The following is a 17,186-nucleotide window of genomic DNA, read 5'->3' on the forward strand; positions in this document are numbered from 1 at the left end:
AGAAAGAAACGGGGCGGCACCTTGTGCGAGGTGCCGCCCCGTCGTGCGTCCGGGGCCAGCCGTCCGCATGTCACGGACAGTGATCAGACGGCACGTCGAGGTCGGCGCCCGCTCGTGCTCTCGTGCTCCCGGATCACCTGATGGGATGGCGATTCACAGGCCAAAGGCCCTATCTCGTCGCTGCCACCGACCGCGCCGTCGAGCGGCGGCCGCAGGTTACCGCGTTGGCGTTGTTGGGGGCGCGGGCGCGGACCTTGCTGGCTGTGCAGGTGGTGCAGGTGGTGTTGCCGTTGACTGTGGGGTTGGTATTGGCGGTGGTGGTGGGGAAGATGGCCGAGTCGAGCTATCTGGTCACCGGGGGTGGCGCCGTTTTTTGGGACGGGGACGGAGTTCCGCTGCTGCTCGCGTGTGCGCTCGGGGTGCTGGTCGTCGCCGCCGTGGGCGCGTTGCCGCTGGTGGGGCGGAGGATTGATCCCGAGTTGATCAGGCGAGACTGAGCGTACGGTGAGCGTACGGTGAGTGACGGACAGTGGTTGAGAGGGGTCTGGGTATGACTGCGTGGAATGTGAGTGATATCCCTGATCAGCGTGGCCGCACGGCCGTAGTCACCGGGGCCAACAGCGGGATCGGGTTCGTCACGGCGCGTGAGCTGGCGCGGCGGGGGGCGCGGGTCGTGCTCGCCTGTCGGAGCGAGGCGCGGGGCAGTGAGGCGGGGGACCGGATCGCCTCCGAAGTGCCGGGTGCGGACGTGGAGTTCGTACGGCTGGACCTCGGGGATCTCGACTCCGTGGCGGAGTTCGCGGCGATGTTCGACCTTGTGTATGGCGAGCGGCTCGATGTGCTGGTCAACAACGCCGGCGTCATGGCTCTGCCGTTCGCGCGTACCACCGATGGGTTCGAGACCCAGTTCGGGGTCAATCATCTGGGGCACTTCGCGCTCACAGGCCTGCTGCTTCCCGCGCTGCTCGCCACCCCGGGCGCACGCGTCGTGACCGTGTCGAGCATGTTCCACGTGCTCGCCAATATCGACATCCATGACCTCAACAGCCGGCGCGGCGGCTACCGGCGCTGGGTCGCCTATGGGCGCTCAAAGACCGCCAACCTTCTGTTCACCCATGAGTTGGCGCGGCGGCTGGCCGCTGTCGGGTCCGATGTCGTCGCCGCCGCCGCTCATCCCGGGTACGCCTCCACCAACCTGCAGACCGCCGGCCCGAAGCTCGCGGGGCGCAAGGGCGCCGAGCGGGTCATGGAGATGGGGAACCGGATCCTCGCGCAGAGCCCGGACGCCGGGGCGCTGCCCACGCTGTACGCCGCCACCGCGCCCGGTGTACGGCCCGACTCGTTCACCGGACCCTCGTTCGCGATGTGGCGCGGCGCGCCCGCGAGCTCCTGGCGGGCCGGGTGGACGCGCGACGACACCGCAGGCGAGCGCCTCTGGAGCGCCTCCGAGCAGCTCACCGGCGTGACGTACGAAGGTCTGAAGTGACCTGAGTCCCCGGTTCGCGTCCGGCCCGCCCCGGCTCGCGTCAGAGGGCGCTTCCGCTGTCCACCACCAGGTCGGTGCCCACGATCGACGCCGCGTCGTCCGATGCCAGGTAGAGGACGGCCGCCGCCATCTCCTCGGTCTTCGAGACGCGGGCCAGTGAGGCCCGACAAGCCGGGGTGACCGGGGGCGCGAGGAGGTTCCGGTCACCCCGGACGTCAGGAAGTCCGGACCTCGTACGTCGTCACCTGTACCGTCTCGTCGTCCAGGCACCGGCCCGACTCCAGGTCGAACCGCTGCTTCAGCAGGGGCGAGGCCACGAACGGGCGGCCCTGGTGGGAGCCGATCAGGCCGCGGGAGAGGACCGCCGCGCCGCTGAACGGGTCGCGGTTGTCGATGGCGTACATCCGGCCCACGCGGTCGAGGAAGACGGCCGCCTGGCCGCCGTCCGGGAGCAGGGCGGCGACTCCGCGGCCCGGCGTCAGTGCGGACAGGTCGCAGAGGGCCAACCAGGTGTCGCCCAGCCGGAGTTGGACCTTGAGGGCGATCGTCTCGGGTGCCAGGGTCATCGCTGGGCACTTCCTTCCAGGGCTTCCATGGTGTCCAGGGCTTCCAGGGGGCGGCGGCCGATGCTCAGCAGCGGCAGGTCCGGCTTGATCTGGTCGCGCTCGGGGACGAAGCCGACGACCGGGTCGGGGGTGTCCGGGGCGTTCACGAAGGACACGAACCGGGACAGCTTCTCGGGGTCGTTGATGGTCTCGGCCCACTCGTCGCGGTAGGCGGCGACATGCGCGGTCATCAGTGACTCCAGTTCCTCGCAGATACCGAGCGAGTCCTCCACGACCACCTCGCGTACGTGGTCCAGGCCGCCCGGAATCCGCTCCAGCCAGGTCGATGTGCGCTCCAGGCGGTCCGCCGTGCGGATGTAGAACATCAGGAACCGGTCGATCAGGCGGACGAGTTCGGCGTCGGAGAGGTCCTGTGCGAGCAGGTCCGCGTGGCGCGGGGTGGCGCCGCCGTTGCCGCCGACGTACAGGTTCCAGCCGGCGGCCGTGGCGATGATGCCGAAGTCCTTGGACTGGGCCTCGGCGCACTCGCGGGCGCACCCGGAGACCGCCGACTTGAGCTTGTGCGGGGAGCGCAGACCCCGGTAGCGCAGCTCCAGGTCGATCGCCATGCGGACGGAGTCCTGGACGCCGTAGCGGCACCAGGTCTGGCCGACGCAGGATTTGACGGTCCGCAGGGCCTTTCCGTACGCGTGCCCGGACTCGAAGCCCGCGTCCACCAACCTCGCCCAGATGAGGGGGAGTTGTTCCACGCGTGCGCCGAAGAGGTCGATGCGCTGGCCGCCCGTGATCTTCGTGTAGAGGCCGAAGTCCCGGGCCACCTCGCCGATCACGATCAGCTTCTCGGGGGTGATCTCGCCGCCGGGGATGCGCGGCACGATCGAGTACGAGCCGTTCTTCTGGAGGTTGGCGAGGAAGTGGTCGTTGGTGTCCTGGAGGGCGGCCTGCTCGCCGTCCAGGACATAGCCGCTGGCGCCGATGGCCGGGGCGAGGGAGGCGATGATCGAGGCGACGGTCGGCTTGCAGGTCTCGCAGCCCTCGCCGCCCCGGGCGCTCTCACGGCCGTAGCGGTCCAGCAGGACGCGGTACGAGGGGATGCGCAGCGCGAGGGCGATCTCGTACAGCTCCTCGCGGGTCTGGGAGAAGCAGCCGCACAGGCCGTGGTCGACCTCGACGCCGCTCGCCTCCAGTTCCTCGTTGACGAGCTGGCCGAGGACCTTGACGCAACTCCCGCAGCCCGTACCGGCCTTGGTGCACTTCTTGACCTCGGGCACGGTGGTGCAGGAGTGCTCGGTGACCGCGCCGCGGATGGTGCCCTTGGTGACGTTGTGGCAGGAGCAGATGACCGCGGAGTCGGGGAGCGCGGAGGGGCCGAGGGCCACCGGGGCGCCCGCGCCCGCCGGGAGCACCAGCTGCTCGGGGGCGATCGGCGGCACGGAGCCGGTGAAGGCCCGCAGGGTGCCGTACGCCTCCGCGTCGCCGACCAGGATGCCGCCGAGCAGTTCGCCGTCGCGGCCGATGACCAGCTTCTTGTACGTGCCCGAGCGCGAGTCGGAGTAGACGACGTCGAGGCAGTCGGCGCCGGTGCCGTGCGCGTCGCCGAAGGACGCGACGTCGACGCCGAGCAACTTCAGCTTCGTGGACAGGTCGGCGCCCGTGAAGCTGGCCTCGTCCGCGGCGATCGTCGCGGCGGCCGTCTCGGCCATCTCGTAGCCGGGTGCGACCAGGCCGTACACCCGGCCGTCCGAGGCGAGGGCGCACTCGCCGATCGCGAACACGCGCGGGTCCGAGGTGCGGCACTGGTCGTCGACCGTGATGCCGCCGCGCTCGCCGACCGTGAGCCCGGTGTCGCGGGCGAGCTGGTCGCGCGGGCGGACGCCGGCCGAGAACACCACCAGGTCCGTGGGGAGTTGGGAGCCGTCGGAGAGCTTCATCCCGGTCACGGCGCCGTCGTCGCCCGTGACGATCTCCTGGGTGCCCGTGCCCGTGTGCACGCTCAGGCCCATGTCCTGGATGGTGCGCAGGAGCGCCGCGCCGCCGCCCTCGTCGACCTGGACCGGCATCAGACGCGGCGCGAACTCCACGATGTGCGTGGCCAGTCCGAGCCCCTTCAGCGCGCCCGCCGCCTCGAGCCCGAGCAGGCCGCCGCCGACCACCGCACCGGTCGTCGCCCGCGCCTTCGCGTACTCCTCGATGGCGAGCAGGTCCTCGATCGTGCGGTAGACGAAGCAGCCCTCGGCGTCCTTGCCGGGCACCGGCGGCACGAAGGGGTACGAGCCGGTGGCCAGGACCAGGGTGTCGTACGTGATGACCAGACCCGAGCGGGCCGTGACCTGCCTGGCCTCCCGGTCGATCGTCTCGGCCGGGTCGCCGAGGCGCAGTTCGATGCCGTGCTCGGCGATGAACGCGGCGTCGGTGAGGGAGAGCTCCTCCGGGGTGCGGCCCGAGAAGTACGAGGTGAGCTGGACGCGGTCGTACGCCGGGCGCGGCTCCTCGCACAGCACGACCACCCGGTGCGTGGCGGTCAGGCCGCGCTCGGCCAGCGCTTCGAGGAAGCGCTGGCCGACCATGCCATGGCCGACGAGCACGATGGTGTGCGCGCTGCCGTCGGTGGCGTTCGCCGCCGCCGTCATCGTCGTGTCCGTGGACATTTAGGAGCCTCCGTCGTTGGTGAGCAGGTGGAGCAGCGGGGCGCTGTCCGCGGGGGAGCGGTGCGGTTCCCTCCCGGGCCGAGGGCGAGGGCGATCCGGGTCAGGGAGCGGGCGCATTCGAGGTCATGCACCGCAGCCTGCGATGCCGGTGTTACCCGGTCGCATCACGGCTGTTTCCCGGGGGGAACGCTGCCCTCAGCGGGAGCGGCGCCCGGTTGTGAGGGTTTGGTGGGGTCAGCCGAACCCCCGGGACCCCGGGCCCCGGGCCGAACCGCGGAAGACGCCGAACCGCAGAGGACACCGAACTACGGAGGACGCCGAACCTCAGAAGACGCTCAGGCTTCACACAATCCATGGACGGCGCATCTATCCCGTCACATAGGGTCGCGATCATGCCCGACATATCGCTGACCACCGTCGTTGTACTCTGCCTCGCCTCCCTGGCGGCGGGCTGGATCGACGCCGTGGTGGGCGGTGGCGGGCTGCTGCTGCTCCCCGCGATGCTGCTCGGGCTGCCGGGCGGCACACCGGCGGCGTACGCGCTCGGGACGAACAAGGCGGTCGCGATCGTCGGGACGACGGGTGCGGCGGTGACGTACGCGCGCAAGGCGCCGGTGGATGTGCGGCTGGCCGTACGGATCGGGCTCGCGGCGCTGACCGGTTCCACGGCGGGCGCCTTCGTGGCCGCCGGGATGAGTACGGACGTGCTGAAGCCGGTGGTCATGGTGGTGCTGCTCGGCGTCGGGACCTTCGTCATGCTGCGGCCCGCCTTCGGTACGGCGCCCTCGACCGAGCCGGTCTCCCCGCGGCGCGTGCTGGCCGCGATCGGGCTCGCGGGGCTCGGGATCGGCTTCTACGACGGGCTCATCGGCCCCGGCACGGGTACGTTCCTGGTGCTGGCGCTGACCGCGCTGCTCCACTTCGACCTGGTGACCGCCTCCGCCACGGCGAAGATCGTCAACTGCTGCACCAACGCGGGCGCCCTCGCGACCTTCGCCTGGAAGGGCACGGTGTACTGGCAACTGGCCGCGCTGATGGCCGTGTTCAACCTGGTGGGCGGCACGGTGGGGGCGCACACCGCGCTCAAGAAGGGCAGCGGGTTCGTCCGGGTGGTGCTGCTGACGGTGGTCTTCGCGCTGGTGGCGAATCTGGCGTACCAGCAGTGGATCGCGTAGCGGCGGGTGGACGTCAATTCTTCAGCGCCATGTTGACTTCCCAGGGGTCGCCGACGTTGACGGGCACCCCGTTGACATCTTTCCCTGCGGCCGTGAACACGCCGCTGACTTTGAGCTTCTCGCCCGGCGCGGACGACCGAAGGATGTCGCACATCTGAGGGAAGCTGGTGACCGGAGTGTCCTTGATGTGGGTGATGACGTCACCGGCCTGAAGGGTTGCCACACTGGCCGGAGAGTTGCTCGTCACGCTCGACACGTAGAGACCGTCGATGCCCTTCTCGGTGAGGCGCTTTTGCAGGTTCTTCTGGGTGGCTTGGTCCTCCTCGACGAAGTAGGAGACGAAATTGGGGTCGCTGAGCGCGAGGAGGTTCTGCCATCCCGGATTGTTCTTGCTCTTTCCGTCGGCCAGCCCTTTGAGGAGAGGTTTGGCGTGGTCGCTGCTGATGGAGTAGTACTGCCCCTCGGCGCCTTCGAGACTGTAGGTGTTGATTCCGACAAGCTCCGCTTTGTCGTTGAGCAGGGGGCCCCCGGAATTGCCCTGGTTGAGCGTCGCCGAATGCTGCACGGCCGACGGCAGGTTGGGCGCACTGACCTGACCCTCCTGGGGGACGTCCGGCGACTGGACCACACCGGTGGTGAGTACGGCCTTCTCGTGAGTGATGTCGCCGGCCCCCGTCGGATAGCCGATCGCGGTCACTTCGTCCCCTTGCCCGAGATCACCGCTGTCGCCGAACTGCACCTCTTGGAGGTCGTCCTGTGGCGTGGCGAGTTTGATGACCGCCAGGTCCTCGCAGGGGTCGCTGGCCAACACCCGTACAGGAACGGGCGTACCGTCCTTTATGCGGACCTGGATGGAGGTCTGACCGGCGACCACATGGTCGTTGGTGACGACAAGGCCTTGGTCGGCGTCGTAGATGACTCCCGTGCCGGCCATATCGCCGGCGAGTACCTGCACGGTCGCGGGCGCCACCTTCTCGAAGATCTCCTTCGGTGAGTCGTCCGCTCTCGCCCCGGTCGCCATGACTGAACAGCTCAAAGAAATGGCTGACACGGCGGTGACGGCCGTTCGCGCTATCGGCTGCATAAGGCGCTCCCAGCTCCCGGCTGGAGGCCCCAACACTCAAGCCGGGGAGAAAATCTGCCCCTTTCAGGCTAATGCTCCTGCAAACGCCTGTCGCGGTGAAGCAGGACCGCGGGTCAAACGGCCTCGGCCCGGCTCCCCGTCAGGTGGGCGAAGACGACCACGTTCCCCTGGTAGCCGGTGGCCTTCGAGTAGTCGCCGCCGCAGGTGATGACGCGCAGTTCGGGGCGGGACGCGGCGCCGTACACCTTCTCGTCCGGGAAGTCGCGGGCGGCGTAGACCTCGACGGCGTCGACGGTGAACAGCGCGGTGCCGCCGTCGCGGCGCGACACCTCGATGGCGCTGCCCTTCTTGAGGGCGCCGAGGTTGTAGAAGACGGCGGGGCCCTTGGCGTTGTCGACGTGGCCCGCGACGATCGCGGTGCCCCGCTCGCCGGGGGTGATTCCGGCCTGGTACCAGCCCGCGAGGTTCTTCTGCTCGGCGGGCGGGACGTCCAGGCTGCCCTGCGGGGTGAGGCCCAGGCCCATCAGAGGGGCGTTCACTCCGATGGTGGGTATGCGGATGCGCTCGGGCGGGGAGTGGCGGAGCGCGGGGGCGCCCTGCCGGCGGGCGTCGCCGGTGCCCGCCTGGGCGGCGGAGGGCTGGGGTGGCGGGTGGACCTGGGTGCCGTTGTGCAGCAGCCAGGTGCCTGAGCAGAGGGCGACCACGGTGACGGAAGCTATCGCGGTGTTGCTGACCCGGCGCATGTGAGCCTCCTCTCGGGGTCAGGGTTTGCTCGGTTGTGGTCGTGACGGTCGCCGTGGTCGCAACCGCGGTGGTGGTCGTGGGTCCCCTTCCCCCTCCGGGCCGCGAGGGGCGTCGGGCCACGGAGGGGGAGGGGACGGCGGTACCGGCGGACGGACAGCGGAGGGTGTCCGTCAGATCCTGTCGCCTCTCGCCCGGCGATGCAGGAGCCAGGTACCGCCCGCGGCGGCGACGGCCAGGGCCGCCACTCCCGCCGCGGTCTGTACGGGGTCGGAGCCGAGTGCGCCGCCGACCCCCGTGTTCACATGCCCACGCGGCAGATGGATCTGTTCGCGTGTGGCGGTCAGGTTCACGATCAGGTCGCCGGTGACCTGTCGGCCGCGGGAGCACTTCGCGACGATCTCGTACGTCCCCGGCTGGGCGCTCGGTGGCACCTTGAACTGGCCGATCACGTCCTGTTCGTGGGTGCTGGCGGCGAGCATGAAGATGCCCGCGCCGACCGCGCTGGCGTCACCCGTCGCGGTGCCGTCCGTGCCGCACGCCGCCGTGTTGACGGTGACGTCGGCCCCCGGGACGACGGTGGAGGGGAACACCTCCAGGCTCTCGGTGGACCCGCCGTACGCGGGCGCGGTGGCGAGGCTCGCCGCGGCGACGGCGAGCGCGGTACCGGTCAGCAGACGGGCTGTGCGTCGCATGGCAGTGCTCCTCCGAGGGGGCGCGGCCGGCGGCACCCCCAAGTGCCGCTGTGTCGGTCGTGCCCCTGCCTTTCCGAGGTAAGTGGCAGTCGGCCGGGCCCGCTTCCTGACGGAGCGTCATAAATGTGGGGAAAGGGCGTCGGACGGGGGTGCCGGAGGGGTCGTATCGACGGCGTTCCAGCAGGTCATCGGCGTACGGCTGGTGTGTCGTGGCAAAGAACCCGAAGAGCGGGGGGAGGGGGTGCGAACGGGTGACGGGGGCGGGCGTTGCGGGAGGCCGGGGAGCGGCGGCCGTACGGGGAGTGAGCGGCCGGCCGTCGATCAGCCACCTATCGCCTCGAACGGACCGAGGCGGACCGGGTCGCGCGTACCCTGTCCGCCTGGTCGGTGACCAGCAAGCTCGCCACCGCGGCGATGACCGCGCTGTGGGGCCTGCTGGGCACTCTCGTCGGCCTCCGCGCCGCGATCGCGCTCGCCGGGCTGATCCTCCTTGCCACCCCGCTCCTGCCGCCCCGGCGCGAGCGTGTGCCGCAGGCGCGCCGGCCGGTCGAGGCCCGGCCGGCGCGCCTGACGTATGGGGCCGGGGGTGGTGGGGCCGACCTGGGACCCGACCCGGGACCCGACCTGGGACCCGACCTGGGACCCGACCCGGGACCCGATGCGGGACGACAGGCCCGGGCCGACCCCCTACCACCGTCGGTTCAGCTCACGGACACCGCGGACCAGGCCGCCGCCACCGCGTTGTACTCCGTGCTCCCCGCCCCGTACAGGTCCTTCGCCGCGTTCAGCGTCGCCGTCCGCGCGCCCGCGTAGTTCGTCGAGGACGTCATGTAGACCGTCAGGGCCCGGTACCAGATCGCGCCGAGCTTGTTCCGGCCGATGCCGGTGACCGTCGAGTTGTTGCAGGTCGGGGAGTTGTAGCTGACCCCGTTGATCGTCTTCGCGCCGCTGCCCTCGGCGAGCAGGTACGCGAAGTGGTTCGCGACGCCGGACGAGTAGTGGACGTCGAGATTGCCGACCGAGGAGCTCCAGCAGTTCGCCGAGTTGCCGTCCTTGGAGGGCTGGTCCATGAAGCGCAGGGCCGGCTTGCCGAAGCCGGAGCGGACGATCTTCTCGCCGATCAGATAGTCCCCGGGGTCGGTGGAGTTGTTCGCGTAGAACTCCACCAGCGTGCCGAAGATGTCGGAGGTCGCCTCGTTCAGCCCGCCGGACTCGCCCGAGTACGTCAGCGCCGCCGTCTTCGACGTGACACCGTGGGACATCTCGTGACCGGCGACGTCGAGCGCGACCAGCGGCCCGAGCGTCGTCCCGTCACCGTCTCCGTACGTCATGCAGAAGCAGGTGTCGTCCCAGAAGGCGTTGTTGTAGTTGCTGCCGTAGTGCACGCGGTTGTACGAGCCCTTGCCGTCGCCCGCGATGCCGGTGCGGCCGTGCATGTTCTTGTAGTAGTCCCAGGTCTCGTTCGTGCCGTACTGGGCGTCGACCGCGGCCGAGGAACGGTCCGAAGCCGCCCCGGTTCCCCAGTGGTTGTCGGTGTCCGTGAAGAGGGTCGCCGGGGCCCGGCTGACGCAGATCCCGAGGATGCACAGGTCCGTCTTGTTCGCCGCGTCGCCCGTGTACGTGTTCCCGCGCGTCGGGTCCTTGAGCTGGTACGTCGATCCTGACTGGGTCGACTCCAGCGCGACCGTGCCGCTGTAGAGGGACTGGCCGTCACCCGTCGCCGTCTCGATGCTGTCCCACGCGTCGATCTGCCGTCCGGTGCGGGCGTCGGTCAGCACGGTGCGGGCGACCGGGTTGCCCAGGGAGTCCTGGCCCGCCACGTCGGTGCGCCAGGCCAGCCGGGGCGCGCCGTGCAGGGCGTCCACGACGAGCTGGGGCGCGGCCGTCACCTTCTTCAGCGTCTCGCCGAGGTGCGCGGCGCGCAGCGCGGCGGTGGCCAGGTCGGCGGCCTTCGGGGCGGCGAGCGCGGGTGTGGTGGTGGGGACGGAGAGGTCGCGGGTGGTGGCGCGGTTCGCGCCGCGGTAGGAGCCGTCGGGGGCGAGGTGGACCACGAAGTCGCCGCCCAGGACCGGCAGTTCTCGGTAGGTGCGGTCGTAGCGCACATGCTGGCCGCCGTCCGCGTCGACGACGACGTCACGGACACTGGTGCCCTCTGTGGAGGTCAGGCCCAGCCGGGCGGCTTCCTTGACGAGGGCCGCGGCGGCGTTGTCGATCGCGGTGGTCCGGCTGGGCCGGTCGGTGGCGCCGGCGGTGGGGGTCAGGGCGGCGGCCAGCAGGGCGGTGGCGGCCGCGGCCATACCGGCCGTGGCCAGGCGGGAGCTTCGGGTGTGCCGGCGGGTATCTCGGGTCTGCCGTATCCGGATCCGACTCATCGGTCTCCTCGGGGAGGGGCGCTCAGACGCGTGGGGGCGCTGATGTCGACTCAGGTTTAAAGGTCCACGACATGTCATGTCCATAGCTCATGCGCGATTCCGCGAGGTGTGGAGAGAATCGTTTCAGCACCCTCACGAATGAGAGACGATCATGGAGACGCCCGTCGTTCAGAGGGCCGTGGACGAGGAGACCGCCGAGTGACCGTCCCCTTCTTCGTCTACGGCACCCTGCGCCCCGGCGGGCACAACCACGACCTGTTCCTCCGTGGCCGTACCGAGTCGGAGGAGCCGGGGCGGATGCGGGGAGCCGTGCTGTACGAAGGGCCCGGGTATCCGTACGCCGTCGAGGCGCCCGGAGGTGTCGTGCACGGGGAGTTGGTCACCGCGCTCCCGGAGGCGTACGGGCAGTTGCTTGGCGCGCTCGACCGGCTGGAGGAGTACGTGCCGGGCGACCCCCGCAACCTGTACGAGCGGGTGGCGCGGGAGGTGACCCGCTCGGACGGCACCGCCGTACGGGCCTGGGTGTACGTGGCCGCCCCCGCGGTCGCCGCACGACTGCGGGCCGGCGGCACGCTCATCGAGGGCGGGGACTGGCACGTCCGTCGCTGAGGGCACGGGCACGTCCGTCACCGAGGGCGCCGGCACACCTGTCATCGAGGAGCGCACTCGTGCGGGTGGGCAAGAGGAGCGCCCCGCCCAGGTGACCGCTACACGGTGAGGCGTGTCAGCAGCACCGCCGGAGCCCGCGGCAGCGTCACCCGCAGCGCCACCCCGTCCCATGCCACCGGCCCCACCGCCCCGTGCAGCACATCGACCCGCACCTCGCGCCCCGCCAAGTGGACGATGGGCAGGGCGACTTCGGCGTCGTCGCTCGCCCTGCGCCACACCAGCACATACGTGGTGTCGAGGAACGGCACCCGCATCCCCAGCGCCACCCGGGCGTCCCGCCACCCCGGCAGCCCCAGCGGCCAGAACGGCACCGACTGGCACAGATCAACCCGGACGGCCTTGTATGTCACCAATGCGTCCCGCACCAGACCGAGTTGACGTGACGTCATACGGTCCAGGTGGCCGGAGAGATGAACCCGCCCCAGCAGCGCCGAGCCGAGCGTGAAGGCGATCTCCTCGTCCGTGAACTCCGGTTGCGGGTACGCCCACACGGCCCCCTGCTCGGGCGGCACCGCGGTCGGCGCGGAGGCCGCGATGGGCGGGTAGCGCAGGGGGTCCTGCTGGTCCGAGGTGGACTGGAGCTGGGCCACGGCCAGCGACGCGCCGTCCATGCGCAGGCCGCCCGACCCGCAGTTCTCGACGACCAGCCCCGGGTGGCGGTCCAGGACGGCCGACAGCCAGGACAGCCAGGCGCGCGTGTGGTCGAGGAGCCCCGGCGCGGAGGTGGTGATGTTGTAGTCGAGCTTGAGATAGCCCACGCCCCACTCAACGACGATCCGGTCGACCGTCCGGTCGAGGTGCGCGCGGGCGGCCGGATGCGTCAGGTCCAGCTGGTGGCGACCCTGTTCGGTGACGCGCACCCCGCCCTCGTGACGCAGGAAGGCCTCGTCCGGCAGCTCGGCGGCGAGCGGACTGCGGACGCCGACCACCTCGGGCTCCAGCCACAGCCCCGGCACCATCCCGCGCTCCCGGATCCGGCCGAGCACGGCTTGGAGGCCGCCGGGGCCGGGGAAGCGCCGCGTCGCGGGCAGCCAGGCGCCGACACTGTCCCACCACCCCCCGCCCGCGTCTCCCTCCCCCTCCCCATCCCCATCCCCGCCCTCGTCGTCGTACCACCCGGCGTCGACGCAGAAGTACTCCGCGCCCGCCTCGGCCGCCGCGTCGATCAGCGGCAGCAGCTTCTCGGTGGTCGGGTCGCCCATGAGGGTGTTCATGTAGTCGTTGAAGACGACGGGGAGCCGGTCGTGGTCGGGGTGCGGGCGACGGATCCGGCGGCGGTACGCGGTCAGCGCGCTCAGCGCCCCGTCGAAGCCGTCGCCGAGCGCGAGGGCCGCGTACTCGGAGGTGAACTCCGCACCCGGGGCGAGGACTTGACGCCACTGGTGGTCGTCCGCCGTCGGGCCGCTCAGGGAGAGATACGTGTGGTGGTCCGCCTCGCCCGCCTCCCACAGCCAGCTCGCGGCGGACTCGATCTGCCAGAGCCAGCAGCGCCCGTCCGTGCGGTCGGTGAGCGCGCCCATCGCCAGATGCCCGTCGGTGGGCCAGCTCCCGTGCCCGGCGAGCCGCACCCCGGCCCGCCCGTCGTGCCCGTGGAACGCCCGGCCGACGTCGGGCACGGACTCCCGCAACTCCTCGGCGTACCAACGGCATTCGGCGAGCCAGTCGTTGCGCGCCCGGTGCACGTCGAGTACGTCCGGCGAGGGCAGCGCGCCCAGCAGCAGACTGCTCACGGAGCGCACGGTGACGGGCGTGTCACCGTCGTTGCGGAGCCGGACGCGGGCGCGCAGCACGGGCACCGCGTCCGGCGAGGAGTACTCGACGAAGACGGTCAGGCCGCCCCGCCGGTCCTGGAGCTGGACGGTGAGGTGGTGCCAGCCGTCGCCGTACGCCGCATGGTGGGCGCGATGGGTCAGGCGCTGCCCGAGCGCCGTACCGGTGAAACGCGGCCCGGACCAGCCGGTGCCCTGCCCGAGGAGGGTCACGTCGACGAGCGGCAGCGCGGCGCCCGCGGTCTCGGTGACGTTCTCGGGCCGCGGTTCACCGGGCACGGTCAGCCGGACCAGACGGGGTGTGCGGCCGTCCAGGTCGAAGTCGGCCGTGAGTGCGGAATGGCCCCAGCGGTAGCTGAACTCCTGCGTCACGCGATCCCCCGCCGCCGAGTCGTTCCCGCACCGGTCCAAAGCCACGGCGCGGTGGTTGGCAGGGGTTCATGTTAGTGCCGGAGGCACCTGCCAACGGGCACATTCCCAGGAGCCGTTCACCGCGGGGCTGCCGGGCCGGAGGCGTTATTGACGGTTCAGGGAGCGGGTGACGCCCGCCGCGATCGTCGTGGCCAGGATCCAGCCGGTGGCGATCAGCAGATACGAGAGCCACTGGTACCAGCCGCGCGGCGCGAAGGCCGTCTCCTGACCGAAGTCGACGAGGGGCAGCAGGAGATCGAGGGTGTAGAAGACCGGGTTGAAGCCGGGCGCCTCGGCGGGTTTCAGGGCGGGCGGACGGTGCAGCGCGAAGGCGGTCGCGCCGGTGCACAGCAGCAACAGCAGCCAGCCCGCCGCGCGCATCGGGCGGTAGCCGTAGCCGACGGCCACGTCCTGCAGCCGGCCCCAGAATCTGGCGTAGCGGGGGAGGGCGCGCCGGTGCCGGCGGAGTTTCGCCAGCTGGACCGTGCGCGCGGCGGCGTCGTCGCCCGCGGTGCGGTACGCGGCAGCCAACTGCTCGTAGGCGTACGGGAGATAGCCGCCCTCCTCGCGTTCCAGCAGCGGCAGCCGTTGCTCGGCGGGCAGATGCGGGGCGAGGGTGCGGTAGCTGAGGCCGTCGATCCGGACGCGGTCGGGCCACACGTGCGGAGGGACGTGCAGGAGGTCCAGTTGGGAGCGGCGCAGGTTCACGGTGCCCACGATCGGCGTGGCCTCGCGCAGCCACAACTCGCCGATGACGCAACTGCTGGCGCGCAGGGCCGGGCCCCCGGGGTTGGCCAGCCGGGCGTAGGCCAGATTGAGCTGGTGGGGAATGCGCGCCCCGCTCAGGTTGACCCGGCCCCGCGCACGCAGCCGCGTGGCCCGCAGGTCGGTGCCGACCGACAGGGTCTCGGCGTGCAGGGCGGTCTCGCCCGGCGGCACGCGCAGGTCGGCGTCGTCGAGGTTCACCTGGCCGCCGACCGTGGCCCCGTTCAGCCGTACCTGGCCGTGCGCGACGAGGCCGACGGCCCATACGTCGGTGCCGATGGCCGTGTGGTTGAGCTGGAGAACCGGTTCCGCGGTCGTGTCCCCCGCGTCGGTGTCCGGTGCGGCCGGGGAGCCGAGCCGCGCTCCGTTGACGAAGACGGCGCCGGAGATCTTCGCGCCCTGGAGCCGCACCGGGCCGGTGACCCGGGAGCAGCTGAGCCGCAGCACCCCGTCGACGCGCAGGTTCCCCGCCGTGAGCCCGGGGAGCCACGAGTCGCTCAGCACCAGGGCGCGCAGCTGTGCTCCGTACAGCGTCGGAGCCCGCTCGAAATGACAGAACCGCAGCCGCACGGCCTGCTCGACCGTCCCGTACACGAGATCCAGCTGTCCGGTGATGCGCGCGCCGGTGAGCTTCAGGCCGGCTATCTCACCGTCGTGCGCCGGTCCGTCGATCAGCAGCGCCCGCAGCACCTCGGCGCGCACGGTCCGCTCGGGACCCCAGGAGGCGCCGCCCGCGGGGTCGTCGGCGGGGTTCCCTCCGGAGGCGGGTTCCTCGCGGAAGTCGACGCCCTCGCCGAGCGGAAAGGCCTCCCAGACACGGCGTTCCGCGGGTGTCAGACCGGCGGGATCGATGACCGCGCTCACTTCCGCGCCGCCGCGAGGGCCCGCGCCACCCCCGGCTCCTTCCGCCCCAGGAACTGTGGATCGGGCTTGAACACCGCGTCCAGCAGGGCCTTGCCCGCCGCGAACACCTCGCGCGTGCCCCCGTAGTACCAGGTGACGTCGTGGGTGGCGTCGACCCCGACGCCGTACGACCGCACACCCGCCGCCCGGCACAGCGCGACGGCCCGCCGGATGTGGAAGGTCTGGCTGATCAGCACGGCCTCGTGGACGCCGAAGATCTTCCGGGCCCGTACACAGGAGTCCCAGGTGTCGAACCCGGCGTAGTCGCTGACGATCTGCCGGTCCGGCACCCCACGCTTCGTCAGATAGGCCCGCATCGCGTCCGGTTCGTCGTAGTCCTTGCGGCTGTTGTCCCCGGTGACGAGCACGGCCTCGATCCGCCCGGCCCGGTACAGCTTCGCCGCCGCGTCCAGCCGGTGCGCGAGGTACGGGGACGGCTCGCCGTTCCACAGCCCGGCCCCGAACACCACCGCGACCTCGGTGCGCGGCGCGTCGGCCGTCGTACGCAGCCCGTCGGCCGTGCTCACGTACAGCCAGGTCACCGGAAGCAGCGCCAGCACGCACAGCAGCATGATCGTCTGTACGGCCCGCCGCTGCCCGGCGCGGGTGCGCGGCAGGCGGGGCAGCCGCGGTCTGAGAATCCTCGGGTGCGGCAGGCGCGGCATGGTCGTTCGTCCCCCCGGTGGCGTCCGATCGCGTCGGTATTCGACAGATGGGGACGCAGCGTAAGCCCGTTCGGTTCGCACCGATATCGTGACCGGGCTCACTCGGGGCCACGGAACCCCAGGTGGGAGACGCTCACACCGCCACCGCACCACGCCGTGAACCCCCGGAAAACACCTGACACGCCCGTGCAACCGCGCGGCAACCTCGTACCGTCACCATCGGTTCATGACGGCGTCGAACCCCTCTCACGACGAGCACGACGAGTCCAGGAACCTCTCCCGCCCTCGGCTTCGCCCGAGCGGGGGGACCCCCATCGGCGGGCAGCCGCTCGGTGGCGCCCACCTCGACAGTACGGCGCAACTCATGAACGCGATCACCAGCCAGCTCGGCAGTCAGCTCAGTCTCGTCTCGCTCAACGGAGCCCGCCGTCCCGCGCCCCCGCCGCTCGTCCTCGTCGCACACGGCAGCCGCGACCCGCGCGCGCTGAACACCGTACGCACCCTGATCGAGCGCGTCCGCGAGCTGCGCCCGCACCTGCCCGTGCACCTCGGCCACATCGAGCTCAACGAACCGCTGCTGGCCGACACGCTCGCCTCCCTGGATCCCAAGGACGGTGCCGTTCTCGTGCCGCTGCTGCTCAGCCGCGGCTACCACGTCAAGCGGGACATCCCCGAGGCCGCGGCCGCCGTACCGGAACTGCGGGCCCGTATCGCCGCCCCGCTCGGCCCGCACCCCCTGCTCGTCGAGACGCTGTACGCCCGGCTCGTCGAGGCCGGCTGGCGGGCCGGGACGAGCGACGCGGCCCGGCGTGCCGGCGGGGTCGTGCTCGCCGCCGCGGGCTCGCGCGACCCGGAGTCGATCGTCGACACCCGCCGCACGGCCCAGCTGCTGGCCGAACGCCTCGGCGTGCCCGTCGTCCCCGCCTACGCCTCCGCCGCCGCGCCCACCGTCTCCGCCGCCGTACGCGCCCTGGCCGCCCGCGGCCGCCACCGCATCGCCGTCGCCTCCTACTTCACGGCCCCCGGCCGCTTCGCCACCGAGTGCGCCGCGGCGGCCCCCTGGATCGCCGCCGCCCCCCTGGGCACCCACGCCGCGATGGCCCGACTGGTCCTGCACCGCTACGACCAGGCCGTGGCGACCCCCGAACCGGCCCCCGAACGCGAGCTGGCCTCGGCCTGATCCACGACTCCCGGCGGTAGGCCGCGCCCCGTTTGTCACTGCCTGCGTTTACTGTCG

14 protein-coding genes and 2 pseudogenes are annotated in these 17,186 nt (G+C 71.4%); 6 read left to right on the forward strand and 10 right to left on the reverse strand.

The annotated features are described in order from the left end of the window. The first annotated feature begins 140 nt into the window (after window positions 1-140). Both OG568_RS33700 and OG568_RS33705 read left to right on the forward strand, forming a co-directional pair. Window positions 141-497 carry an FtsX-like permease family protein gene (locus tag OG568_RS33700; RefSeq protein WP_443077805.1) on the forward strand — a complete coding sequence of 119 codons (357 nt, stop codon included), beginning with the start codon at window positions 141-143 and terminating at the stop codon, window positions 495-497. 53 nt (window positions 498-550) lie between these two features. After that, a complete protein-coding gene (locus tag OG568_RS33705; RefSeq protein WP_329534269.1) occupies window positions 551-1,486 on the forward strand; it encodes an oxidoreductase in 936 nt (311 codons plus the stop codon). Window positions 1,487-1,526: 40 nt separating this feature from the next. On the opposite strand, the pseudogene OG568_RS33710 reads toward OG568_RS33705, so the two are convergent. From OG568_RS33710 to nirB, 3 genes and pseudogenes are all read right to left on the reverse strand, one after another. Next, window positions 1,527-1,643 (reverse strand): annotated as a pseudogene (locus tag OG568_RS33710) (SDR family oxidoreductase); the annotation flags it as partial. Window positions 1,644-1,701: 58 nt separating this feature from the next. Then, window positions 1,702-2,052: a nitrite reductase small subunit NirD gene (gene nirD, locus OG568_RS33715; protein ID WP_329534270.1), complete on the reverse strand. Its 351-nt coding sequence runs from the start codon at window positions 2,050-2,052 to the stop codon at window positions 1,702-1,704. After that, window positions 2,049-4,700 carry a nitrite reductase large subunit NirB gene (gene nirB / locus OG568_RS33720; protein ID WP_329534271.1) on the reverse strand — a complete coding sequence of 884 codons (2,652 nt, stop codon included), beginning with the start codon at window positions 4,698-4,700 and terminating at the stop codon, window positions 2,049-2,051. The genes nirD and nirB overlap by 4 nt, the downstream gene beginning before the upstream one ends. Before the next feature lie 392 nt (window positions 4,701-5,092). Between nirB and OG568_RS33725 the strand changes: the two genes are divergently transcribed. Next, the gene (locus OG568_RS33725) at window positions 5,093-5,875 is read left to right on the forward strand and encodes a sulfite exporter TauE/SafE family protein (RefSeq protein WP_266414116.1); all 783 of its coding nucleotides are present in this window, start codon (window positions 5,093-5,095) and stop codon (window positions 5,873-5,875) included. Window positions 5,876-5,888: 13 nt separating this feature from the next. On the opposite strand, the gene OG568_RS33730 is transcribed toward OG568_RS33725, so the two are convergent. From OG568_RS33730 to OG568_RS33740, 3 genes are all read right to left on the reverse strand, one after another. Next, window positions 5,889-6,845, reverse strand: coding sequence for a S1C family serine protease (locus tag OG568_RS33730; RefSeq protein ID WP_329534272.1), 957 nt, complete (start codon window positions 6,843-6,845; stop codon window positions 5,889-5,891). Between the two features lie 227 nt (window positions 6,846-7,072). Continuing rightward, window positions 7,073-7,702, reverse strand: a complete 630-nt coding sequence (locus OG568_RS33735; protein ID WP_329534273.1) for a class F sortase — start codon at window positions 7,700-7,702, stop codon at window positions 7,073-7,075. Between the two features lie 171 nt (window positions 7,703-7,873). Then, a complete protein-coding gene (locus OG568_RS33740; protein ID WP_329534274.1) occupies window positions 7,874-8,395 on the reverse strand; it encodes a hypothetical protein in 522 nt (173 codons plus the stop codon). A 324-nt stretch (window positions 8,396-8,719) separates the two neighbouring features. On the opposite strand from OG568_RS33740, the pseudogene OG568_RS33745 reads away from it, so the two are divergent. Beyond that, window positions 8,720-8,929: pseudogene (locus OG568_RS33745) on the forward strand (MFS transporter); the annotation flags it as partial. Between the two features lie 167 nt (window positions 8,930-9,096). Here OG568_RS33745 and OG568_RS33750 read toward each other — a convergent pair. Continuing rightward, the gene (locus OG568_RS33750; RefSeq protein WP_329534275.1) at window positions 9,097-10,767 is read right to left on the reverse strand and encodes a M4 family metallopeptidase; all 1,671 of its coding nucleotides are present in this window, start codon (window positions 10,765-10,767) and stop codon (window positions 9,097-9,099) included. Window positions 10,768-10,965: 198 nt separating this feature from the next. Here OG568_RS33750 and OG568_RS33755 point away from each other — a divergent pair, with 198 nt between their 5' ends. Next, window positions 10,966-11,376: a gamma-glutamylcyclotransferase family protein gene (locus OG568_RS33755; protein WP_329534276.1), complete on the forward strand. Its 411-nt coding sequence runs from the start codon at window positions 10,966-10,968 to the stop codon at window positions 11,374-11,376. 98 nt (window positions 11,377-11,474) lie between these two features. Here OG568_RS33755 and OG568_RS33760 read toward each other — a convergent pair whose 3' ends face one another. From OG568_RS33760 to OG568_RS33770, 3 genes are all read right to left on the reverse strand, one after another. Next, window positions 11,475-13,577, reverse strand: coding sequence for an alpha-galactosidase (locus OG568_RS33760; RefSeq protein ID WP_329534277.1), 2,103 nt, complete (start codon window positions 13,575-13,577; stop codon window positions 11,475-11,477). Window positions 13,578-13,721: 144 nt separating this feature from the next. After that, complete coding sequence (locus OG568_RS33765; RefSeq protein WP_329536533.1) at window positions 13,722-15,233, reverse strand: membrane-associated oxidoreductase; 1,512 nt, start codon at window positions 15,231-15,233, stop codon at window positions 13,722-13,724. 8 nt (window positions 15,234-15,241) lie between these two features. Beyond that, a complete protein-coding gene (locus tag OG568_RS33770; RefSeq protein WP_266582372.1) occupies window positions 15,242-15,949 on the reverse strand; it encodes a SanA/YdcF family protein in 708 nt (235 codons plus the stop codon). 364 nt (window positions 15,950-16,313) lie between these two features. On the opposite strand from OG568_RS33770, the gene OG568_RS33775 reads away from it, so the two are divergent. Next, window positions 16,314-17,129 (forward strand): sirohydrochlorin chelatase, encoded by an 816-nt coding sequence (locus OG568_RS33775; RefSeq protein WP_266421794.1) that lies wholly within the window; start codon window positions 16,314-16,316, stop codon window positions 17,127-17,129. The last annotated feature ends 57 nt before the right edge of the window (window positions 17,130-17,186 follow it).

Source organism: Streptomyces sp. NBC_01450, from assembly GCF_036227505.1.
In the GTDB taxonomy this organism is placed as follows: Bacteria; Actinomycetota; Actinomycetes; order Streptomycetales; family Streptomycetaceae; genus Streptomyces.